This window comes from Terrisporobacter vanillatitrophus (assembly GCF_051148895.1).
In the GTDB taxonomy this organism is placed as follows: domain Bacteria; phylum Bacillota; class Clostridia; order Peptostreptococcales; family Peptostreptococcaceae; genus Terrisporobacter; species Terrisporobacter vanillatitrophus.
In genome coordinates, this window is sequence record NZ_CP154625.1 from 475,099 (window position 1) to 498,306 (window position 23,208).

Sequence of the window (23,208 nt, forward strand, 5' to 3'; positions counted from 1 at the left end):
AATATAATAAAAAACTCAAATGTATATAGTTTGTAGGTTTGATTGTAGTGAATCATCTCCACCATTCAAACCCTCGTGTTTAGTACAAACTATTACTAGTCCAAAAATTAATTAAAAATTCTTCCACCACAGAATTTTCCAATTCTTTTATACACATAATATTTGGTAATAATATGAAGTATAAAAGGATGTGCGAGGGTGATAAATTTGAAAGATAAACAAAAGATTATTTTGGATTATATAAAAAATAATAAATCTCAAAGAGAAATTCAAAGAGAAACTGGAATAGCTAGAGATACCATAAGAAAATATATCAAAGAGTATGAGGAAGGGCTTCGCCAAGCAGGTGAAAACCTTACGGAAACAGAAAAAGTGGATTTAATTGATGAAATAACACAGAAACCAAAATATAAATCATCACCTAGGTCAAAAACAGCAGTAACTGAAGAGGTAATTGAAAGGATTAAATACTATCTTAAAGAGAATGAAAATAAACGACTATCAGGGCTTTCTAAACAGCAGATGAAAAAAATAGATATATGTGATGCTCTTAATAAAGAAGGATTTAATATTAGTTATACTTCAGTAACAAATACCATAAATAAGATTGAACATAAGAAACGCGAAGCGTTCATAAAACAAGAATACATTCCTGGTGATATAGCTGAATTTGATTTTGGTACTGTAAAACTATATATTGAGGATAATATTCTTAGAGAATATCAATTAGCCATTTTTACATCAGCATTTGGTAATTATAGATGGGCTAAGCTATTCCCAAAGCAAGATACAGCATGCTTTTTAGAGGCTCATGCATACTTTTTTCAACATATCCACGGTGTATTTAATACAATTGTATATGATAATACAAGGGTGGCTGTAAAAAAATTTTTAGGTCCATCAGAGAAAGAGCCTACTGATGCATTATTAAAATTGTCTATATATTATAAATTTGATTATAGATTTTGTAATGTACGTAGTGGAAATGAAAAAGGTCATGTTGAAAAAAGTGTAGAAGTCGTTAGAAGAAAAGCATTTAGTCAAAAACTAGAGTTTAATTCTTTGGAAGAAGCAAACCTTCATCTAATGAACGTTTTAGATGAAATAAATAATAAATGTCCCTTCGGGAAAAAGAAATCTTCAAAGGAATTATTAGAAGAAGAAAGAAAAAATTTACTTCCAGAGATGCCTTTATATGAAACATCAAAAATACAAGATTGCAGAGTAAATAAGTATTCAACAATCATGATTGACTCTTGTTATTACTCTGTTCCAGACAATTATGTTGGACAACTATTAAGATGTAAGGTTTATACAAACAAAATAATTGTATTTTATAACGAAGAAAAAGTGTGTGAATATACTAAAGTTAATGGAATGAACAAGTGGAAAATTGACATTTCACACTATATTTATACATTATATAGAAAGCCAAAGGCTCTTGTTAGTAGCGCAGCTTTTGAACAGATGGATAAAGTTCTAAAAGATATTTATAACTCTTACTTTAAGAATAAAGATAAAGAATTTATAACAGTTATAGCGTGTGTTGGTAAGTATGGAATTACACCTGTATTTAATGCAATTAAACACATACAAGAAATGTGTCCTACTGATATTAGTGTGGATAAAATAGAATATATATGTTCTTTAAAAGATGATAACAAACTAGTATATTTAGAGGATCGTAGTGATGATATTATGGCTAATTCCATAAATATGCTATCAGAATTTAATGATTTATTATAAAAATAAGGACGTGAAAAAAGTGAGTAATAACTCTTATATAGATGATGTTAAAAAATACGCAGAATCTCTAAAACTCAGTGTTATAAAGACAGATATAAAAGAATCTATTGAAGATGCTTTGTCAAATAATCTTCCTTATGATGAGTTTTTATTCAGATTGTTGCAGAAAGAATATGATATAAGAAAGTATAACTTAATTCAAAGTCGAATAAGGATAGCCAATTTTCCTTGCAAGAAATACCTCGAAGACATTGATATACGAGCACTTCCTAAAGATGCTCAAAATAAATTAAAACATCTAAGTAGCCTAAACTTTATAGAGGAAGGGCAAAATGTTATACTTTCTGGTAATCCTGGAACAGGCAAAACCCACATGGCTATCGCCTTGGGGATGAAAGCCTGTTTAGAAGGATATAAAGTATTTTTTACAACTGTTCCACTTTTTATTACCCAATTAAAGGAATTAAAGTCAACAAAATCCTTAAGGGCTTTTCAAAACAAGCTAATAAAATATGACTTGGTTATTTTAGATGAATTTGGATATATTTCCTCTGATAGAGAGGGAGCGGAGCTGTTGTTTACTAATATATCCTTAAGAACAGGTCTTAAGTCTACAATATTAACAACAAATCTATCTTTTGATAGATGGAATGAAATCTTAGGAGATCCAGTTATGACTGCAGCATTAACCGATAGGTTAACTCATAAATCCTACGTGGTAAATATGAATGGAAATTCTTATAGGTTAAAAGAAACCAAAGAATGGTTAAATAGTATTTCCAATTGATTGTAAATTATACTACTAAAAAAATTATTCATGCTGGGGTGGTAGAATTTTTAATTGTGATTTGGTATGAATTCTAAGTATAAAAAACACCCTCGAAAAGGAGAAAAAGGAACTACTAAGTTTATGGCTTAGTAGTTTTTTTATATTGAATGTAAATTAAGCTAATTTCAGATGAATAGTAAAATATGGTATAATGTTTGCGAGTGATAGAAGTTATAAGATGAAATAAGCAATAACATTAAAGGTAAGCTATATTAGGGGGAATTATAATGGGAAAATTATCAAAAGGACAAATCGAAATGATATCGGTTAGTGCTTTAAATATGTCTTTATGTAATTTTAAAGAAATAAATCCAAATATTAACTGGAATGATAAAGAGCCATCTTGGGATGGAAATATATATTTATATCAAGATAACAATCACAAAAAAAGTTTATTAAAGGGTAAAATACCTGTACAAGTTAAAGGTACGGAGGTAAATAAATTTGATAGAAAATTTGTTAGCTTTCAAATGGAACTTAGCGATATTAAAAATTATTATAATGATGGAGGAGTTCTATTTGTTGTAATTCAGATAATAAGCAACACAGAATATAGGATATTCTATAGATTTTTATTGCCTGTAGATCTTAAGAATTTAATAAATGAGATAGCTGAAAATGGAACCAATAGCAAGGCAGTTCATATTAATAACATATTGAATGAGAAGAGCGAATTTAATATTGAGTGCAATCAATTTTTATTACATAGAAACAGGCAAGGCATAAATCTTGTTGAGATGGCTATTACTTTAGATCAGATAAAAGATAAGCAGATAGAATTTGTAGGTGATAGAAATCTTTTTAATATGTTAAATAAAGATGTATATTTTTATACTAAAGACGAATTTGAAGCATACATACCCATAATAGATAAAATTGAATTAAAATCATTTGCATATAATGTTGAGAGAAATCTAATTATAAATGACAAAAAATATTTTGATAATTTTAAATTAGTTAATTATCCTGACAGGCAAATACAGATTATAGGAGATGGAATAGAGCATGATATAACAAATAATAAGATTACTATAAAATCTTCAACAAAAGATATAGTAACTAGACTAAATACAATAGAATTTATAGAGGGTATTATAGATAAAAGCAAAGAAGCCAAAATAAAAAATGAATTAAAAACTATGTCAGAGCATAAAAAACTTATCTTAGATTTAGTTGAAGTATGTGAAAAGTTTAGTATTGCTAAAGAGAGTATAAAATTATCTGAAATGACTATAAATGATAGTGAAACTTTAAAAATACTTATGAATACTAAATCATTTAGTGAATTTTTAGAAGAAAATGAACAACTATATTCACCAAGCATTATAAGAGTAGATTTTTTTGGTAATAAAATACTTTTAATTTGTATGGAGATAGATAAACTAAAATATTATATTGATTATTTTGAAGAGGATGAAGCATTTGATTTAATTGGTGAGTTTGGAGGGATAAATATATCAATGGGCAAATTTTCGATATTAAACCATTTAGATTTATTATCACATAATTTTAATATCAATATAGTGAAAAAATCAATAGGCTCTGTAATTGGAAGTTGTAATGAAGATAATAAAATTATGTTGAGTGAACAATATAATTTGTTAGCTTTAGAATCAATAAAAGCATGGGACATTAGCGGAGAAAATGATTATTTAGATTTAGCTGAATATATATTAGAAGAATTTGAGGATAATATAACCAATGAGATATTCATTATAAATAAATCACAAATAGAGAAAAGAAAAGAATCTAAATTATGTGAAGATACTAAAGAATGTTTATATGAACTTAAATGTAAAAAAAGTTTAGAAGATGATAATTATAATGAGATTATGGCATCTATAGATATATTGTTAGACAGTGAAGAATACTTTAAATTTCATTTTAAAAATATTATAGATAAGAAAAAATTTATGGATTATCCAATATATGATCTATATAAATAATAACAAATAAAACCAAAGTTTGATTACGATGAAGAATATCCACCATATAAACCTTCTGTAACAGGGAAAATGAGCTACTAAGTTTATGACTTAGTAGTTTTTTTATTTAAATATAAAAGTTGATTTTTAGTAGTTATAATTATTAAAAGGAGATTTTTGATGAAAAGTAGAAATATATGTTTATAAGGGGGAGTTATATTGAAATTAAAGGATAAGCTCATATATATAGATAAGTCAATAAATGAAAATATAATAGATTTAAGTAAATATAGTTATTATGAAATCCCAGTTATACTAATGTATTTTGAACTTGAAGAGTATATAAAAATTATTTTAGAATTAAATAAAGAAAGAAATTCTAAAATAACTTATGATGAAAAGCAAGATTTAATTAACCAATATATAGTAGTTTATAAATCATGCAAAAAAAAAGTATAATAAATTACTTATAAATATTAAAAATAATAATTTGAAAATTAAATACTCAAAAGAATTAGAAGAAAATAAAGAGTATATGTATAAAAGTAGATTACTATACTTATTTGATGAAAGTAAGTCTTTAAATGAAAATATACGACTATATATGGAGTTAAAACTAGAACAAAGAATAGCAGAGATAAACGAGGAATTATATATATTAAGAAATATACCGAGTTTCTATATAAATACTTTTAGTACATTTATAGGACCTAGTAATCCATCTAGATATACAAAAGATATATTTTTTTATAAAGATATTAATATCATGGTTTCAGAGAGTAGTCATTTCTCTGTATTTTATAATGAAAAATCTAGAGAAGAAACTAAGAATACTCTTTTAGGAATAATAGCGTATTTTAATGCTACACCATATTTTTATTTTACTGGAAATCATAGCTTTAACAGAAAAATATGTGATTTGTATGAGCAATTTGACTTATTAGATATTTTAAGATTAAGAGATAAAGAATTCTTTGATAGAAAAGATGAAGAAGATAAACTTTTTATGATAGGTGCGCTTATAAAGGTAAATAAGCAAGGTGCTATATATTTTGAAGAAACTGAACATGAAATATTATTTGAACTATATCATGCATCGCTTAAACAATTTGAACCATTGCCAAGATGTGTATTTTTATATAGAGTATTTGAGTATGGTGTTAGATATCATTATCAGAAGTTAGAAATGCCATCAGAGTATAAGGTTGAAGATGCAATTGAATACTATGTAGATAAGATAATGAAGCATAGATATAATCCATTATACTTTAGAACATATAAAAAAATAGATAATGAAAGTAAACATATTGTAAATTTAGTATGCAACCTTAAAAAGGAAGTTAAAATTATAAAAAAAGAATGGAGCAAACATGAATATTTAAAAAATAAGAGTATTGGAGAAATTATATATAAAACAGGAAGAAATGCAGTGGCTCATGGTGGAGGTGGTAGGCTAAATGCTAGATATGATTATTTAAATAATTACAAGCACATTAATGATGTTAATATATTTTTAGAGTTAATTGCTAGATATATAATTGAAATTTTAAACCCTCAGCTTACTAATAGAGTAGAAAGAAGGAAGAAGTATTACAAGAATATTTTTTAATAATAAAATATATTATTGGAAGGGATGAGTGAAATTATGATAATTACAAATATTATACCATGTATAAAAGTTACGAAAGAAAATAATTTAGGTGGTATGGACATGTATATTGAATTAGGTGATAAAGTAAAAGTTAGCGATTTTGATGGGAATATAAATGAAGGTATAGTATTGTCTATGGAGTTAGGTAAAGATGAGGAAGAAGATGATATTTTATATTTATTACTTGATGATAAAAGAGAGTTTAACATAGGATTTAGTTATATAGAAGACATAGATGTATTATAATTTAAAGGATTTAGGGATGAAATACATAGATAAAATTAAAGCTAATATTTATTTATCAATAATAGGTCTGATTATTCAATTTATTATAATTGGTTATATAACAACTATAGTATCTGATGAAAATTTTAAATTAATTTTGAAAATGATTGGTTTACTAGGAATAATGTATATTTTTCCTGTAATTATATCGATAGTTGAGTGCAAGAAAGAGCCTAATATGGCGATATTAATTTTAAACTTATTACTATTAATAGTCGTCTTTACTAATATTTATTGCGTTATATATTCTGATAATAATGAGGCTTTTCAATTAAGTAATAATGGAATGCCATATTTGGACTTATTGTACTTTAGCTTCGTTACTTTTACAACGCTAGGGTATGGGGATGTTTTACCATTAACATATTTAGCTAAATTTACAGCAGCAATAGAGGCGTTTATGTTTACATGTGTTATAGCATTTGTTGTATTAAATTTTTCTGACTCTATGAAAAAATATTTAGCTATTTATAACGACAAGGATGATAATACTTAAATTGTGGGTTTGATTGTAGCAAATCATATCCACCAATACATAAACGTGGAAACGTATCATACTTGGAATTACTAGGCTTTATAGTTTGGTAGTTCCTTTTATTTTGCCTTTTAGCACACAATTATTAATTTTATGAAAATATAAATTAAAGAGGTTTTAACAGGTATTTTGTAGAAATTTATTAGTTAGATATTGCTTTGAATTAAAAAAATTTAAATAAATAAGGAGATTTTTATGGATGCAAAGGATAATAATGAAGTAATAAATATAATGCTAGAGATGGAATATATTCCATCTGTTCATAGTGAAAAAATTAATGTTGAACAATACACAAAATTTCCATTATCAAAATTATCTACTTTAGGGGTTGGATTTTCAAATTTATCTGAGGCTACACGTACGATAACACAGAGTATTAATACTGATGGATTATATAAATGTGTTTTACCTGAAGGAGCTGCTAAATTAGCACAGGCAAAAGATGGAACAGGAGCACTAGGTACTGCACTTGGTCCAAATAGCAAATTAATTGGTCAAGCTAGATGGATAAAACAAGATAACGTTACACAAATTACAACAATGCCTTATAATCCAGCAATGCTTTTTATGGCAGTAACATTAATGGGTATAGACAAAAAACTTGATTGTATATTAGAAACACAACAAGAAATAATTGAATTTTTAAAGCAAAAAGAAAAGTCAAATTTAAATGGAAGTTTAGATACTTTATATGATGTACTAAATAATTATAAATATAATTGGGATAATGAGAAATACAAAGTTAATAAACATATTTTAGTTCAAGACATCAAACATTATGCCGTCCAAAGTATTGATTTTCACCAAAATCAAATCAGTAACAAATTAAAAAAACAATCATTCTTACATAGTGATCAAAACGTTAAGAATAAGATAAAAAAAATCTATTCAGAATTCAAAGATTATCAATTAGCTTTATATATTTTTTCATTTGCTTCATTCATCGAAGTAATACTGCTTGGCAATTTCGATTCAGAATATCTTAAGAGTATTTCTCATCAAATTGAAAACTCATCTTTAAAATATAGAGAATTATATACTGAATGTTATAATTTGATGGAAGGGTATGCCAGTACATCTATGGAATCTCATTTATTAAATGGATTGGCGGGAGTAAGCAAAATTTCAGGAAAATTAATTGCTAAAGTTCCTGTAGTAAGTAAATCACCAATAGATGAGGTATTAATCGAAACAAGTGGACGATTAGAAAAGTTTGAATCTAATAAAACTAATAAAACACTTAAAAATATTATTGATGCTAGAAGCAGCGAAGTTCGATTATTTGTTGACAATATAAATAGATTAAATAAGTTATACAATGAACCATTAGAATTTTTAATAGATAAAGAATACGTATATATTAAAGATTAAAAAAGTTAAATATTTAGTTTTGTGGAGTATTCAACAGGAGTAGCCTAATTTCAACTATTCAAATTTACGAGAATTACATTGATGTAATGGCCTATATGATTTTATTTTATACTGGTGGATTATTTAGACGATATAGAACCTAAAATATCAAGAATATAGACTACTTATCTTAATCAAAATGAATATCTTAAATCCTAGTAATAGTTCATATCCAAAAATTTTACAGTATAATTTAATAAAAAAATATGGTGTTTATTTATAAATCATGTTAGAATAAGTGAAACAAAAGAGCTATCGTATAAAGTTGATATAATGGATCAACGGTTTCTACCAAATCACCAATGATTTGACTACGATAAGGTATATTTTTGCATTCAATAGATTACATTTACGCTAATTAAGCTAAATAAATCTATCTAAAAATATTTCCATTATCCTTTATACATAGTTAAAGAAAAGTATAAGGAGACATATTATGAATTTCATTTCTAATTATTTTGAATTCGAGAAAAAAGGAACAAATTTAAAAACTGAAATACTAGGCGGAGTAACTACTTTCTTAACTATGGCATATATCTTATTTGTTGTACCAGGAGTTTTATCTCAAGTAGGAATGCCAAAAGAAAGTGTATTTGCAGCTACAGCAATAGCAAGTGCTGTGGGAACTTTTATAATAGGAGCAATAGCGAAATTCCCAATGGTTTTAGCACCAGGTATGGGACTTAATGCATTCTTTGCATTTGGGGTTTGTATGGGTATGGGAGTACCATGGCAAACTACTATCTCAGCAACTTTATTATCAGGAATTATATTTTTAATTATATCTATTACAGGATTGAGAGAACTTGTAATAAAAGCAATACCAAATGATATGAAACATGCAGTTAGTGCAGGAATCGGACTTTTTATAGCGTTTATAGGTTTAAAAAATGCAGGAATAGTAGTAGCAAATCCAGCTACATTTGTTGGTTTAGGAAATTTATCTGATAAATCAGTATTAATATCATTATTTGGACTTGCTGTAATTGCAATATTAATGGTAAGAGGAGTTAATATAGCAATATTTTTAGGAATAATTATAACAGTTATAGCTGGAGTAGTTACTGGAGTTGTGGATGCTCCAACTGCAATTGTATCAATGCCTCCATCAATGGCACCAACTTTTGGTGTAGCAATTACTCATTTAAAAGATGTATTTAATCCTCAAATGATGTTAGTTGTATTTACTTTCTTATTTATGGATTTCTTTGATACAGCGGGAACTTTAGTGGCAGTTGGTTCAAAAATAGGTTTAATAAAAGAAGATGGGACTGTGGAAAATGGTTCAAAAGCATTACTTGCTGATTCTGTAGCAACTTGTATAGGAGCTATATTTGGGACAACTAATACAACTTCTTGTATGGAGTCTTTATCAGGAATAGGTCTTGGTGCTAAAACAGGTTTCTCAAGTGTAGTAGCATCTGGATTATTTATATTAAGTTTATTCTTCTCACCATTATTAAGTGTAGTAACTACTCAAGTTACAGCACCGGCCTTAATAATAGTTGGATCACTTTTATGTATGTCATTTGCAGAAATAGACTGGAGTAAGTCAGAAGTAGCTATACCAGCATTTTTAACAATAATACTAATGCCTTTAACATATAGTGTAGGAGAAGGAATTGCCTTTGGACTTTTAGCTTATGTTGTATTAATGGCATGTAAAGGTGAAATAAAGAAAGTTCACCCTGTAATGTGCGGATTAGGTGTATTATTTTTAGTGTACTTTATGATTTAATAACAATGAGAACTGCTTTCTTGTATGATATTTGGTAATGAAAATTATATAAATTTGTGTAAAAATAAATCGTGGGTATGATTGTAGTGAATCATCTCCACCATTCAAAACCACGAAAGAGTACAAAGAACTACTAAGTTTATGGCTTAGTAGTTTTTTTATTTATTGATAATATATTTTATAAAAAATGGAAAATATCAACTGCCTTCATAATATATATGTATATATACACATATTATAGGAGGAGAATATGCCCAAGAAGGATAAAAATGATAGACAAATAGCAAGAATACTAGATAACCTTGAATATGAATTTAATTGGGGGGATTATACAGATAATGTAGAGATAAATAAAGTATTATCAATAACATCTAAGTCTGGAGAGGGGAATATAGGAATACCAGATCATATTTATGTTAATGAGCATAAAAAGTTGCTAATAATAATTGAAGATAAGCCATCTATAGGTGAACATATATCAAATAGTTATAAAAATAATACAATTGATACATATGTATTGAAAGCAATAACAAATTCAAAAATAACAAAAAAATCAGAAAAAATTAAGATATTTGGCAAGGATAGTGATTTTATTCCAGCTAGATATGCTGTTGACGGTATACTTTGGTATATGAGTTTTTTTAAGCAAAGTAATATTCAAGAAGAAATAATTAAGAATTATTTTTTAGATTGGAGAATTGTAGGGATAGCCATATCAGGAAATTTAGAAGACGTATATAATCATAGAATATCTACATATGTATTAATACAAGATGGGATATGTGAAAAAACTGAAATAAAAACTATAATTAATGAAGATGACTATATTAATATTTACAACAATGCAGTTGAGGAGGATTTAATATCTAATATTACTAATTCATCTAAAAAGATTAATAAAAAATTAAGAACTATTGACTCACAAAAAAGACCCATATTATTATCGGCACTAATGATATGCTTATTTGAGTATGATAATAAAAATATAGATAATAATTTTATTAGACAATATAAATCATGGAGCCCACTTACTGTTGCTGAATCTATTCAGCCTAGAGTTGATAAGATTTTGAAAGAAGAAGGGATAATGGAAAATAAAAGGGCAGTTATTAGTACAGAATTAGGTTTTGTTAAACAAGATGCAATCCTAACAACAAGTAATGTGTTAATAGATATACTAGATGAATTGAGAACCAATGTAGTATCAAAATTTCAAATAATAAGTAATTATGATATTATTGGTAAATTTTATGAAGAATTCTTAAGATTTGCAGGTGTTTCAAATGTAAAAAAAGGAATTGTATTAACTCCACATCACATTACTACTCTTTTTACAGAATTAATACCGATAGATTGTGATGATGTAATATTAGATCCAGCTTGTGGTACAGGAGCCTTTTTAGTTGCAGGAATGAATAAATTATTGCAATTATATGAAAATATTCAAAGTAAAAAGACTAGAGTACTTATAGATAAGATAGGAAATAGTGATGATATTGAAATATTAAAAGTTATAAATATTATCCAAAATATAAATGATGAATTTGATAAAAATGACAAATATTATGATAAACTTTTATATTCAGATGCAGAAAAAGAAGATATTGCTGAAAAGATAAGTGAGCTACATAAAAAAACAGCAGATAATATAAAATCTACAATTTATCAAGAAAGAAAACTACAAGCCCAATCAATATATAACTCAGTTAAAAGTAATCAATTGATAGGATTTGAGATTCATCAAACAATGTATTCTCTAGCAATATCTAATATGATATTCAGGGGTGATGGAAAATCACAAATTTACTATGAGGATTATTTTAGTGGAAATGCAGATGATGAATTGAAGCAACTAAATGAATCAGGCATAATACCCACTATAGGTTTTATAAATCCTCCTTATGGAGGGAAGGATAGTTCGTCTAATCCGACAAAGAAAGAGATTCAATTCTTAGAGAGATTACTAAATCATGTATCTAAATATGTAATAATGATAGCTCCATTATCTACATATTTTAAAGAAAATAACATGAGAAAATCTATTTTATCACAAAATACATTAAAGTATGTTATTAATATGCCTGGAGATCTATTCCAACCTAATGCGGCAAGTAATACAGCAATATCTGTATTCGAAGTTGGTACACCTCAAGGAGATAAAGAGGTTATATTTTATGATTTAAAAGATGACGGATTTATATTAACAAAAAATAAAGGTAGAACCGATATCTGTGGCAAGTGGAATAATATTAAAAATAATATGTTAGAAAAAATAAAAAATCCTGAAGGTAAGGAAGATAATGTTACATTATTAAAGACAAAACTAAAAGATAATGATGAATGGTTAATATATGCTCATTCAGAAACCGATTATAGTTGTTTGAGTGAAAAAGATTTTATATCCGCAATAGAAGAACAACTTCTGTTTGAAGCTGAAGTTGAACTTGATTTGTTAGATGAGGAAATTACAGAAGTTAATTTAATGAATATAGTAGCTGATTACTATAATAAACAATTTGAATGTCCTTCTTGTTTTAACGAAGTAGAAGAAGACTTTAGGTATTGTCCATATTGTGGTCAAAATGTAGAACAAAGTATGGAGGAATCATATGAATAATGCGGAAAAAAAGCTATTCCAATTTGATGAGATATTTGAATTTAAAAGAGGAAGTAGGTTAACAGAAATAGAGCAGATAAATGGAGAAACAGCATATATATCATCTACTAAGAAGAATAATGGTATATATAATTATATTACACCACCTGAAAAAATGAAGGTATACAAAAATAAGATGACACTATCTAATAGTGGTAGTGTTGGGTACTTATTTTTTCATGATTATAATTTTGTAGCATCAGATCATGTAACTGTAATATGGTTAAAAAATAAATATATTACATTAACAAAAGAAATAGCGTTATACTTGAAACCTATTTTAGAGTCTATTAAATATAAATATAATTTTGCAAGGGAGATAAGTAATAGACGAATAGAAAAAGAAAAGATTTTATTACCAGCAACTAATGAAGGGTTACCAGATTGGGACTACATGGGTACTTATATAAAAAATATATATACAAAAGTTAAATTTAAAAAATTAAATACTAGAAATAAACCTAGCATAGATTTAGATATAAACTCATGGAGTAATTTTATTTTAGAGGATATATTTGAGATTTATACAGGCAGAGATTTAATTTACTATGAATTAATACCTGGTGAGCACAATGTAATAGGTAATGGTAAAAGCAATAATGGAATTACTTGTACAACTATTGATTTATCAAATTATGATAAATATAAGTCATATAAGCTTTTTTCACATAAAAATACAATAAGTTTAGCTGATAGAGGAAATTTTTTTGCAACAGTACAGTCTAGTGATTTTTATATAGGTACAAGAGTAAAAGCTTTGATATTAAGAGAGAAAAAATATCAAGAATATTTATGGAAACTTGATAAAAATATAAATTTTCTAAAATTTATTGCTGTAGTAATTAATATTGAATTTTTTAGATTTTCATATGGAAGGGTAGCGGGAGATAGGCTAGGAAAACTAAAAATAAAATTACCTTATATTATTGAAGATGGTGAAAAAATACCTGATTTTGAATATATGGATAAGTATATTAAATTTCTACCATTTGGAGAAAAGATATATGGCAATTTAAATGATAATTATAATTTAGAATACTAATTTTAAATTATAAGATTACCAATAGAATAAAATTAGATTTAGTTTAAGAAAATAAATCATAGATAGCAACAAGGACTTCGTCCTTGAATTTCCCCCGGGAGGTGCAGTTCTTGACAGTTTATGTCAAGAACTTGCTACATTTAGAGACTATGTAATAATGATAGCATTAGAAGAAGATGATGATCCTAGTAGAAATATGTATACTTCAATGATAGATGAAATAGTTTCGAATTTAGTCCCTATAAGACCTGTAAGAAGTTATCCTAGAAAACCCTATACTGGAATAAACAAATATAATCAAAATGCTAAAAGAAATAGCTAGTAAGAATATCATCTAAAGGCCTATTAAGCTGGGAGGGGGTAAGTTCTATCACCTTTTAATAAAATTATTTATATAGCTGATTATATAACTCAATCAGTTGTTTATAAATTAAACATGGGGCTGTCGCACTAAAAAAATAGGGCGATGCCCTTTTTGCATAAAAAAATAAATCCCAAGTTCAAAAGATCTTGGGATTTTTGTATAATTATTTTATGACCAAACAAAATATTATACAAATTGATTATACTAAGTATGGTGATAATTATCAATTAAAATTACCACTAGAGATTGATTATTTAATTCCAAAAGATGATTCAGTGAGGTTATTAAGTCAAACTATAGAGGAGATGAATTTAGAAAAGTTATATCAGACTTATTCTCGAATTAGAGAAAATACAATAACCCCAAGAGAAATGTTAAAAATCATTGTTTACGGATATATGAATAGCTTATATTCTTCAAGAAAAATAGAAAATGCATGCAAAAGAGATGTTAATTTTATGTATCTTTTAGGCGGAGCCTCCGCTCCAGATCATTCAACAATTGCCAGATTTCGTAGTATACATTTCGCACCAGTATCTGAAGAATTACTTGCCCAATTAGCAAATATGCTTGCAGATAAAAATGAAATTTCAAAAGAAACAATATTTATAGATGGTACTAAAATAGAAGCGTCATCTAATAGATATACTTTTGTTTGGAAAAAAGCTGTAACAAAAAATATGCAAAAAATGATGGATAAAATACCTAATTTCGTTTTAAAATGTGAACAAGATTTTGGTATCAAATTAATTTATAAAAACAAAATCAAAATGCATCATCTAAAAAAATTACTAAAAAAACTTAAGAAAATAGCAAATGAAGAAGATGTTGTATTTGTTTATGGTAAAGGTAAAAGAAAATCGCCTATTCAAAAATCTATTGAAGAATTAGATAGCTATATTGATAGATTAAAAAAATACACTAAAGATTTACATATAATGGGTGAACGTAATAGCTACTCTAAAACAGATAAAGATGCCACTTTCATGAGAATGAAGGAAGATCATATGAAAAATGGTCAATTAAAACCTGCTTACAACGTTCAGTTTGGAGTTGATTCTGAATATATAGTCTGGATAAGTGCAGGACCTCAACCAGCTGACACAACTACTCTAATACCATTTTTACAAAATGCAGAGTCATATTTAAGTTTTAAATATCCTAAAGTAATAACTGATTCAGGATATGAAAGTGAAGAAAACTATGTACATCTAGAAAAAAATGGACAACAATCATTTATAAAACCAGCTAATTATGAAATTAGTAAAACAAGAAAATATAAAAATGATATTGGTAGAATGGATAATATGTCTTACAACGATAAAGATGACTATTATCTATGTAAAAACAATAAGAAATTAACTGTTACTAGCACAAAAACCAGAAAAAGTACAACTGGATACAAGTGTGAAATAACTTGTTATATGTGCGAAGATTGTAAAGGATGTCAATTTAAAACTAAATGCATTAAAGGAAATAACTGTAAAACTCCTTTAGAAGATAGAACTAAAAAACTTAATATTTCAAAAGTATTTAATGAAAAACGTAAAGGAAATTTACAAAGAATAGTGAGTACCGAAGGTATTCAACTAAGAATGAATAGAAGTATTCAAGCCGAAGGAGCATTCGCTCAAATAAAACAAAACATGGAATTTAGAAGGTTTTTATGTAAAGGTGAAAAAAATATTTTAGCGGAATGTATTTTATTAGGAATGGCTTATAACATAAATAAATTGCATAATAAAATACAAAATGGAAAATGTAAAACATCCCTTCATCCTTTAAAGAAAATCGCTTAATTTTAATATAGATAGCTAAAAAAACGGTATTTCAAATACCTTTATTTGTCATGCTTATTTTTAGTAAATATAAGTGAAATAAAATTATTTTCAGTAGTTTTGAGTTTTAAATAAGTAAAAAGGAGCTATCGCCCAACGATTTTTCAATCGTTTATGCGACAGCCTCATTGAAAATCATTAAGTTGATGACATTGACCCCTGGTTTTTTTGAGGAGAAACCTTCAATTAAAACATTCATCTTTATTTCTGCCCGAATCAGGTGTGCCTACATTGCGTTCTTTAGTCCGTTCTTTATGGTCAAACTTTTCTATATACGTATATACGTGTATATGTGTGTGCGTGCGCCTATTTCCTATATTATATTATTATTTATTACTCTAGTATATATTATAAGAACAGTAAGCACACTACTAGTTACACACCTGTATTTTACTGCTTTACAAATTGTTGCCTTGATTAAGTTCCCATTTGCCGCTAGGATACATAAGCACATAATGTGTAGTTCCCTTGTGTCTTATTTAGTACCTTCCTTCTTAAGATGATTTTCTGACAAATGTTTTTTGAGGACCATATAATGGGTATCTTGTTTTTCCAGACTTATTTGTAGATAATATTTTATAGAAGTGAAAAATAATAATTGTAAATCTTTTGAGTTACGATAAGAAAAAAGAATACCAGCATATAAAAAAATTACTACTTTATATTTACTAACTGGATTGATAAAATTTAAAATAAAAGTTAAACTAAATTATACATACATTAAGATAAAGAGGTGTAAAAATGACTAAAGAAGAAAGAATTGCCAATATAGTAGCAGACTTAGAAGGATGGGAAATCAAATCAGATGATAGTGGGTCATATCTAGAAGTAGAGTGCGGAGAATTTTTATTGGAAATGGACTTATCTGATATACCAAGTCTTGAAACTTTAACAAAGGAAGAACTGGCAACAATAATATTTGATAAATATTTAGAACAATAAATAAATTTATATTAGAATGTAGACGAGCCTATAATAATTAACCTTAAAAGTTAAAAATAGGATTTGATTGTTACGAATAATTTTCACCAATACATAGACGTAGAAATGTAGAACACTTGGAATTACTAGACTTTATAGTTTGGTGGTTCCTTTTATTTTGTCTTTTAGCACATAATCAGAAAGATACCCTTTTAACTCTGAAAATTGAAACATATTACAAATCCTTAATAATGTGGAAAATTATAGAACTAAAATCGAAAATCATATAGTATATTCTTAAATATATGTAAGGGATAACATAGCATTAAGAACAGCATCTCAAACAAATTAGTGAAAGGGATGATAATATGAAAGAAAAAAAATACATAAATATTTATATCTTATTAATCATGATTTTTTTAAGTGGATGTAAATCAAATAATTTACAAGGGTATGTTGATAAAGGCGTTTATAAAAATGATTATTTTGGATTTACTGTCTTAGAAAAACTTACATATGAGTTTGAAGATATTAACCAAGATGAGATAAATTTAAATTCATTTACAGCAATACCTTTATTTAAACTACTTGATCAAGATAGTAAAGATACAATAGAAGCCTACTGTTTTAGTGAGAAAGAGTCAATTGAAAGTTTTGTAGAAGATTATGTTTCTAAGGAACTAAATAAAGATAATGTAAAAAAAATACCCTGTAAAGATAAAGAAGCTGAGTACATTGCAAGAGAGTTTAAAGATAATGAAAAATCCTATAAATTATATTTTAAAGAGAGCAAGGGACATTACATAATGTTTAAGACTACATATAAAAAAGAAGGAGAGAAGGATATAAGAACACATTATGTAACTACTATTTATATTGAAAATTAAAAACATCAAATCGAATTATATTTTACCTTTTGGAAATAATAAAATAGATATTTATCAAGGAGGTAAGCGAAATGCAAAGAGGGAATTTAAAATGTAACGCAACAGATTGTGCACATAATAGAGATTATGAATGTAAAGCAGGTTACATACATGTAAGTGGACTAGGTGCAGTATCCGTTGAAGGAACTACTTGTACAAGTTTTGTAGATGAAGATAATAACAGTATTGTAAATAGTCTATCTGGAGACCCTAAAGAAAAGGAATCATTTTTTAATAACTCTAATAGCAGTTTTGTAAATAGCTCAGGTAACTCAACTACAAAACCATCTGATATAAAATGTGAAGCTCATAATTGTAAATATAATAAAAATAAAGTATGTTATGCAGAAAGTGTTCAAATAGGTGAATACAATGCATGTTGCCATACCTTTGATTATGGAGAACATGTTTAATACTTATAAAAAGATAGTTCCACAAAGATGAAGGGATGAACTCACATAGAGTTCATCCCTTTTTCGTACAATCTACTGGAAGATTTATTTCACCCCTTTATCACAATATTTTATACTATAACAAAATGGAAATATTAGAATAATGTCAAGTAATATGCAAATAATATTAAATGATATCAAATAATAAGAAAATATAGGAAGGAGATTAATAAAAAATATGAGTGAAACAATTAAAGAAAAATTAGAAGGCCGTGTAAGTTATCATGACTCCGTTGAAGAAATGTTAAAGAGAATACAAACTGATGGCCTTTCAAGTGTGTTTTCAAGATGGGACCCACAAGAAAAAATAAGATGTAAGTTTTGTCTTCAAGGTCTAAGTTGTCAATTATGTACACAAGGTCCTTGTAGAATTAATGAAAAAACAGGAGTTGATAAAGGGGTTTGTGGTATCGGACCAGATGCCATGGCTATGAGAAATTTCCTTATGAGAAATATAATGGGTGCAGCTACATATGCACATCACGCATATGAAGCATATAGAACACTTAGAGCCACTGGTGAAGGTAAATCTCCATTTGAAATCAAAGATGAAGCTAAATTAAAATGGATGTGTGAAAAAGTAGGAATAGATGCTAATCAAGATATTAATCAACTTGCTATCCAATTGGCTGATTTACTTGATAAAGATATGAAAGCAGGACCTGATGAACCTAGTATAATGACACAAGCCTTTGCTCCAAAGAAAAGAATAGCAGTATGGGAAAATCTACATATTTATCCTTCTGGTGTTGACCATGAAGTTCAAAACTCAATTGCAAGTTGTTTAACAAATGTGGATGGAGATTATGTATCACTTGCCATAAAAGGTCTTAGATTAGGTTTATCTACTATATATACAGCTTTAATAGGTCTTGAAATGGTACAAGATATATTATTTGGAACACCTATGCCTCATGAGGTAGATGTTGACTTAGGTATAATGGATCCTGACTATGTAAATATAGTATTTAATGGACATCAACCTTGGATAGGTGCCCTTACTATAGAAAAACTTAGAAAAGGCGAATATAAAGATGAAGCTATAGCTGCTGGAGCTAAAGGAATTAGAGTAATTGGTTCTATTGAAACAGGACAAGAATTATTACAAAGATACGAAGTTGACGATATATTTGTTGGTCTTATGGGTAACTGGTTAACTATAGAACCACTTCTTGCTACTGGTACAGTAGATGCAATTGCTATGGAAGAAAACTGTTCACCACCAGCTATAGATCAATACGCTGAAAAATATCAAGTAGCATTAGTTAGTCTAAGTACAATAATAGGTGTACCAGGTGCAGAACATAAAATGCCATATTACCCAGAACAAGCTAATGAAATATCAAATAATCTAATTGAAATAGCAATAGATAACTTTAAGAAAAGACATGGAAAAATCGAACCTATGGTACCTAAACATGTTACAAAAGCTATAGCAGGATTTTCAACAGAAGCTGTTTTAGGTGCTCTTGGCAATTCACTTGATCCATTAGTTGATGTAATTACATCAGGTAAAATAAAAGGTATTGTTGCACTTGCAAACTGTTCTACACTTAGAAATGGTCCTCAAGACTGGAATACAGTTAATATAACAAAAGAACTAATAAAAAGAGATATATTAGTAGTAGCTGGTGGTTGTGGTAATCATGGTCTTGAAGTAGCAGGATTATGCAACTTAGATGCTATAGAAAAATATGCAGGAGAAGGCTTGAAGGAAGTATGTAATATGCTTCAAATACCTCCTGTACTAAGTTTTGGTACTTGTACTGATACAGGTAGAATATCAATGCTTGTTACTGCTTTAGCAGATCATCTTGATCTTGATATTCCAGACCTTCCTATAGCTGTTACTGCTCCGGAGTGGATGGAACAAAAGGCTACTATAGATGGTATTTTTGCAGTAGCATACGGAGCATATACACATTTATCCCCTACTCCATTTGTTACTGGTGCTCCTGAATTAGTAAAACTTCTTACACAAGATGTTGAGGGGTTAACAGGTGGTAAAGTAGCTTTAGGAGATGATCCAGTTGAAGCTGCAAAGGATATAGAAGCTCATATAATAAGTAAAAGACAAAAACTTGGACTTAAATAATATCAATTAAAATAAGGAGTATATTGTGTTTGATTAACACAATATACTCCTCATATTAAATCTACTACAATACAACAAAAACATAAACAAGGGGTACAAAAACAGCCAAACCTAAAACATTATAAAAAGTAAAAGACTTCATATAATCATCATTTCCAAATTCACCAGCATAAATCTTATAAGAAATAACACTAGCAAGAGAAGCTATCAAAGTACCCATGCCACCAATATTTACACCCAAAAGCAGCTCCTTAAATTGATGAGTAAATCCAGACAAAAGCATAGTAGCAGGAACGTTACTAATAAACTGACTAGATACAACGCAAGACAAAAATGTAGACTGAGGACTACCTAAAATACCCTCCATAAAGTTTTTAACCACATCCATAGTAGACATATTACCTACAAATATGAAAAATCCAACAAATGTGACTAATAATGAATAATCAACTTGTGAAAATAAGTTTTTATTTAAAAGAAAAACCATAACTATAGTTATTAAAAAAGTAACTCTATAATCAATAACATGAAAAACTGATAATAAGATTATTAAAAATAATATACTAAATAAGTAAACATCTCTTTTGTTATTAATTTTAACATCTTCTAAATCTAAACTTAAATTCATCTTCTTATCTTTAAAAACAAGGAAAACTAAAAATAATATGGATAAAACAACTACAGGTAAAGTTATCTTAAAAAAGTCCATAGGACTTAAATTATAAAAAGAATAAATAAATAAGTTCTGAGGATTACCCATTGGAGTAAAACTACTTCCAAGATTAGCGGCTAATGTTTGTAGTACAACTATTTTTAGCACATTAATATTAGCTTTTCTTGCAATAACTATACTAAGAGGAACAAATGTAATAAGTGCAACATCATTAGTAACAATCATGGAAGATACAAATGTTATAAATACTAATGCCAATGATATGGAAGTGTAAGTATCACACTTTTTTAATAAATTTACAGCTATGCTATCTAGTACTTTTAATTCTTTAAAAGCAGCAACAACTGTCATAAGATTAAATAATAGTATAAGTACCTTAAAGTCAATGTATGACATTTTAGGTGTGGAAACAAAGGAACTAATTATAGCAAGGGTAAGAGCTATAGCTAGAACACATTCTTTTTTTATAAACTCAACAAATGAATTTTCTAATTTTAAATCTCGTGCTTGAATATTTTCACTCATATTTCTCTCCAAATAATAAATTTTGACATGAAGATTTTACACTATTATATAGAATAAATCAAATGATTAGAAACAAGGGCTTGGTCCTTGAATTTATCTGAGATGGAGTTATTGATAGTTTACAAGGCCATACTAATTGAATAATATTTGAGTATAGATGAATATATTAAAATAATATAACTTAGGAGGAATAGTATGGATTATTTTATTAGAAAAATGGATACACATGATTGGCTTCAAGTTAAAGAAATTTATAGACAGGGAATTGATACAAATATGGGGACTTTTCAAACTTGTATCCCAGACTATGAAGAGTGGGATAATGCTCATTTAAAGGATGGTAGATATGTGGTAGTAAATAATGATAAAGTTGTTGGATGGGTAGCATTAACACCTATTTCAAGTAGATGTGTATATGATGGCGTAGCAGAAATAAGTGTATATATCCACAATGATTATAAAAGAAAGGGTATTGGATATAAGTTACTAACAAAGCTTGTAGATGAAAGTGAAAAGCTAGGAATTTGGACCTTGCAATCTGGAATTTTTCAAGATAATTTAGCAAGTATAGAATTACATAAAAAATGTGGTTTTAGAGAAGTTGGCTATAGAGAAAAAATAGGTAAAGATAAATTTGGGAATTGGAGAAATACAATTTTAATGGAGAAAAGAAATAATATAGAGTAATTAAAATTTATTGAGCTTTCCACTAAAATAAAGGCATGTTTCTTTTTTCAATCCCGCCTATTTACCCCCTATAAACAAGAACCATTCTCCTAGATTTGCATATGATATATGGAACAATATTTATATAACAAAAAGGAGAATCAACAATGGACACAAATTATTGGAAAGAATATTGGGACAATTATTACAAATTTATGGCTGTATATCTTGGGGGGATACAAGAAGCATATCCAGATGCGGATATGAGAAGTGAATATACAGAAGTTGCCAGTTTATTTGAGCCTGTAATGCCTTCAGAAGAAGACATGAATTACGAGCCATATAATAATGGGGCATATAACAACGGACCATATAACAACAATGGTCAATATAACAACGGTCCATATAACAACGGTCAATATAATGACGAACAATATAACGACAATGGTCAATATAACGACGAACAATATAACGACGAACAATATAACGACGAACAATATAACAATGAAAGTGATAACAACAATTCAGAAACAGATGATAATGTAAATGATGTTGAAGTATCTACTATACCTTTTGCATTTCCTGGTGGAGAAGCATCTTTGCAACCTTTTACATTTCCTGGTGGAGGGCCGCCTTTTCCTCCTGGCCAAGGACAATCTCCTCAGCCTTTTATATCACCAGGTGGGGGAAAATTTACTATAAATAACTGTAGAAGAATGGCAATAGTTAGAATAGAAATGAGAAGAGGTTTTAGCCCTTCTAACTTCTTTATGGTAGTAGATAGAGCTGATAGAAGAAGTATTCAAGGATATAGAATATCTTGTGAAGGAAGTAGAATTAGATTTGTACCAATGGCTGTAGATTATAGAAATATCAACCGTATTGAATGTGCATTTTAGATTAAACAACTTATAAAAATGCAAGAATAAAA

At 27.8% G+C, this 23,208-nt stretch carries 20 protein-coding genes and 1 riboswitch; of the genes, 19 read left to right on the forward strand and 1 reads right to left on the reverse strand.

Annotation, left to right across the window (positions count from 1 at the left end; genetic code table 11):
- Window positions 1–207 precede the first annotated feature (207 nt).
- The 17 genes from istA (at window position 208) to cooS (ending at window position 20,413) form a co-directional block, all read left to right on the forward strand.
- Entirely contained in the window at window positions 208–1,746 is a 1,539-nt protein-coding gene (gene istA, locus TVTCOM_RS02520) for an IS21 family transposase (RefSeq protein ID WP_434797373.1), read from the forward strand.
- Window positions 1,747–1,765: 19 nt separating this feature from the next.
- The gene (gene istB, locus TVTCOM_RS02525; RefSeq protein WP_434797372.1) at window positions 1,766–2,533 is read left to right on the forward strand and encodes an IS21-like element helper ATPase IstB; all 768 of its coding nucleotides are present in this window, start codon (window positions 1,766–1,768) and stop codon (window positions 2,531–2,533) included.
- A 269-nt stretch (window positions 2,534–2,802) separates the two neighbouring features.
- Window positions 2,803–4,521, forward strand: coding sequence for a hypothetical protein (locus tag TVTCOM_RS02530; RefSeq protein WP_434798277.1), 1,719 nt, complete (start codon window positions 2,803–2,805; stop codon window positions 4,519–4,521).
- 198 nt (window positions 4,522–4,719) lie between these two features.
- Window positions 4,720–4,959, forward strand: a complete 240-nt coding sequence (locus TVTCOM_RS02535) for a hypothetical protein (protein ID WP_434798278.1) — start codon at window positions 4,720–4,722, stop codon at window positions 4,957–4,959.
- 31 nt (window positions 4,960–4,990) lie between these two features.
- Window positions 4,991–6,109 carry a hypothetical protein gene (locus TVTCOM_RS02540; RefSeq protein ID WP_434798279.1) on the forward strand — a complete coding sequence of 373 codons (1,119 nt, stop codon included), beginning with the start codon at window positions 4,991–4,993 and terminating at the stop codon, window positions 6,107–6,109.
- Between the two features lie 36 nt (window positions 6,110–6,145).
- Window positions 6,146–6,397 (forward strand): hypothetical protein, encoded by a 252-nt coding sequence (locus tag TVTCOM_RS02545; RefSeq protein ID WP_434798280.1) that lies wholly within the window; start codon window positions 6,146–6,148, stop codon window positions 6,395–6,397.
- Window positions 6,398–6,413: 16 nt separating this feature from the next.
- A complete protein-coding gene (locus tag TVTCOM_RS02550; protein WP_434798281.1) occupies window positions 6,414–6,932 on the forward strand; it encodes a potassium channel family protein in 519 nt (172 codons plus the stop codon).
- A 234-nt stretch (window positions 6,933–7,166) separates the two neighbouring features.
- Window positions 7,167–8,342 (forward strand): hypothetical protein, encoded by a 1,176-nt coding sequence (locus TVTCOM_RS02555; protein ID WP_434798282.1) that lies wholly within the window; start codon window positions 7,167–7,169, stop codon window positions 8,340–8,342.
- Window positions 8,343–8,616: 274 nt separating this feature from the next.
- A riboswitch (purine riboswitch) is annotated at window positions 8,617–8,715 on the forward strand.
- Window positions 8,716–8,817: 102 nt separating this feature from the next.
- Window positions 8,818–10,119, forward strand: coding sequence for an NCS2 family permease (locus TVTCOM_RS02560; RefSeq protein WP_434798283.1), 1,302 nt, complete (start codon window positions 8,818–8,820; stop codon window positions 10,117–10,119).
- 250 nt (window positions 10,120–10,369) lie between these two features.
- A complete protein-coding gene (locus TVTCOM_RS02565) occupies window positions 10,370–12,736 on the forward strand; it encodes an N-6 DNA methylase (protein WP_434798284.1) in 2,367 nt (788 codons plus the stop codon).
- Window positions 12,729–13,817 (forward strand): restriction endonuclease subunit S, encoded by a 1,089-nt coding sequence (locus TVTCOM_RS02570; RefSeq protein WP_434798285.1) that lies wholly within the window; start codon window positions 12,729–12,731, stop codon window positions 13,815–13,817. The genes TVTCOM_RS02565 and TVTCOM_RS02570 overlap by 8 nt, the downstream gene beginning before the upstream one ends.
- A 157-nt stretch (window positions 13,818–13,974) precedes the next feature.
- Window positions 13,975–14,139, forward strand: coding sequence for a hypothetical protein (locus tag TVTCOM_RS02575; protein WP_434798286.1), 165 nt, complete (start codon window positions 13,975–13,977; stop codon window positions 14,137–14,139).
- A 212-nt stretch (window positions 14,140–14,351) separates the two neighbouring features.
- A complete protein-coding gene (locus tag TVTCOM_RS02580) occupies window positions 14,352–15,980 on the forward strand; it encodes an IS1182 family transposase (protein WP_434797079.1) in 1,629 nt (542 codons plus the stop codon).
- Between the two features lie 780 nt (window positions 15,981–16,760).
- Window positions 16,761–16,961: a hypothetical protein gene (locus TVTCOM_RS02585; RefSeq protein WP_434798287.1), complete on the forward strand. Its 201-nt coding sequence runs from the start codon at window positions 16,761–16,763 to the stop codon at window positions 16,959–16,961.
- A 347-nt stretch (window positions 16,962–17,308) separates the two neighbouring features.
- Window positions 17,309–17,827: a hypothetical protein gene (locus TVTCOM_RS02590; protein ID WP_434798288.1), complete on the forward strand. Its 519-nt coding sequence runs from the start codon at window positions 17,309–17,311 to the stop codon at window positions 17,825–17,827.
- Between the two features lie 71 nt (window positions 17,828–17,898).
- Window positions 17,899–18,279 (forward strand): DUF1540 domain-containing protein, encoded by a 381-nt coding sequence (locus tag TVTCOM_RS02595; protein ID WP_434798289.1) that lies wholly within the window; start codon window positions 17,899–17,901, stop codon window positions 18,277–18,279.
- Between the two features lie 217 nt (window positions 18,280–18,496).
- Window positions 18,497–20,413, forward strand: a complete 1,917-nt coding sequence (gene cooS, locus TVTCOM_RS02600) for an anaerobic carbon-monoxide dehydrogenase catalytic subunit (RefSeq protein ID WP_434798290.1) — start codon at window positions 18,497–18,499, stop codon at window positions 20,411–20,413.
- A gap of 64 nt (window positions 20,414–20,477) precedes the next feature.
- Here the strand turns inward: cooS and TVTCOM_RS02605 are convergent, their stop codons facing one another.
- Window positions 20,478–21,611 (reverse strand): SLC13 family permease, encoded by a 1,134-nt coding sequence (locus TVTCOM_RS02605; RefSeq protein WP_434798291.1) that lies wholly within the window; start codon window positions 21,609–21,611, stop codon window positions 20,478–20,480.
- Between the two features lie 195 nt (window positions 21,612–21,806).
- Between TVTCOM_RS02605 and TVTCOM_RS02610 the strand changes: the two genes are divergently transcribed.
- Window positions 21,807–22,298, forward strand: a complete 492-nt coding sequence (locus TVTCOM_RS02610; RefSeq protein ID WP_434798292.1) for a GNAT family N-acetyltransferase — start codon at window positions 21,807–21,809, stop codon at window positions 22,296–22,298.
- A 146-nt stretch (window positions 22,299–22,444) separates the two neighbouring features.
- Window positions 22,445–23,176 (forward strand): hypothetical protein, encoded by a 732-nt coding sequence (locus tag TVTCOM_RS02615; RefSeq protein ID WP_434798293.1) that lies wholly within the window; start codon window positions 22,445–22,447, stop codon window positions 23,174–23,176.
- Window positions 23,177–23,208: the final 32 nt, after the last annotated feature.

Coding starts and splice junctions, on each gene's coding strand:
- TVTCOM_RS02555 (WP_434798282.1), top strand. CDS start 7,167: ATGGATGCAAAGGATAATAATGAAGTAATAAATATAATGCTAGAGATG.
- cooS (WP_434798290.1), top strand. CDS start 18,497: ATGAGTGAAACAATTAAAGAAAAATTAGAAGGCCGTGTAAGTTATCAT.
- TVTCOM_RS02565 (WP_434798284.1), top strand. CDS start 10,370: ATGCCCAAGAAGGATAAAAATGATAGACAAATAGCAAGAATACTAGAT.
- TVTCOM_RS02580 (WP_434797079.1), top strand. CDS start 14,352: ATGACCAAACAAAATATTATACAAATTGATTATACTAAGTATGGTGAT.
- TVTCOM_RS02615 (WP_434798293.1), top strand. CDS start 22,445: ATGGACACAAATTATTGGAAAGAATATTGGGACAATTATTACAAATTT.
- TVTCOM_RS02530 (WP_434798277.1), top strand. CDS start 2,803: ATGGGAAAATTATCAAAAGGACAAATCGAAATGATATCGGTTAGTGCT.
- TVTCOM_RS02595 (WP_434798289.1), top strand. CDS start 17,899: ATGCAAAGAGGGAATTTAAAATGTAACGCAACAGATTGTGCACATAAT.
- TVTCOM_RS02550 (WP_434798281.1), top strand. CDS start 6,414: ATGAAATACATAGATAAAATTAAAGCTAATATTTATTTATCAATAATA.
- TVTCOM_RS02560 (WP_434798283.1), top strand. CDS start 8,818: ATGAATTTCATTTCTAATTATTTTGAATTCGAGAAAAAAGGAACAAAT.
- TVTCOM_RS02585 (WP_434798287.1), top strand. CDS start 16,761: ATGACTAAAGAAGAAAGAATTGCCAATATAGTAGCAGACTTAGAAGGA.
- TVTCOM_RS02605 (WP_434798291.1), bottom strand. CDS start 21,611: ATGAGTGAAAATATTCAAGCACGAGATTTAAAATTAGAAAATTCATTT.
- TVTCOM_RS02575 (WP_434798286.1), top strand. CDS start 13,975: ATGATAGCATTAGAAGAAGATGATGATCCTAGTAGAAATATGTATACT.
- TVTCOM_RS02570 (WP_434798285.1), top strand. CDS start 12,729: ATGAATAATGCGGAAAAAAAGCTATTCCAATTTGATGAGATATTTGAA.
- TVTCOM_RS02590 (WP_434798288.1), top strand. CDS start 17,309: ATGAAAGAAAAAAAATACATAAATATTTATATCTTATTAATCATGATT.
- TVTCOM_RS02545 (WP_434798280.1), top strand. CDS start 6,146: ATGATAATTACAAATATTATACCATGTATAAAAGTTACGAAAGAAAAT.
- TVTCOM_RS02610 (WP_434798292.1), top strand. CDS start 21,807: ATGGATTATTTTATTAGAAAAATGGATACACATGATTGGCTTCAAGTT.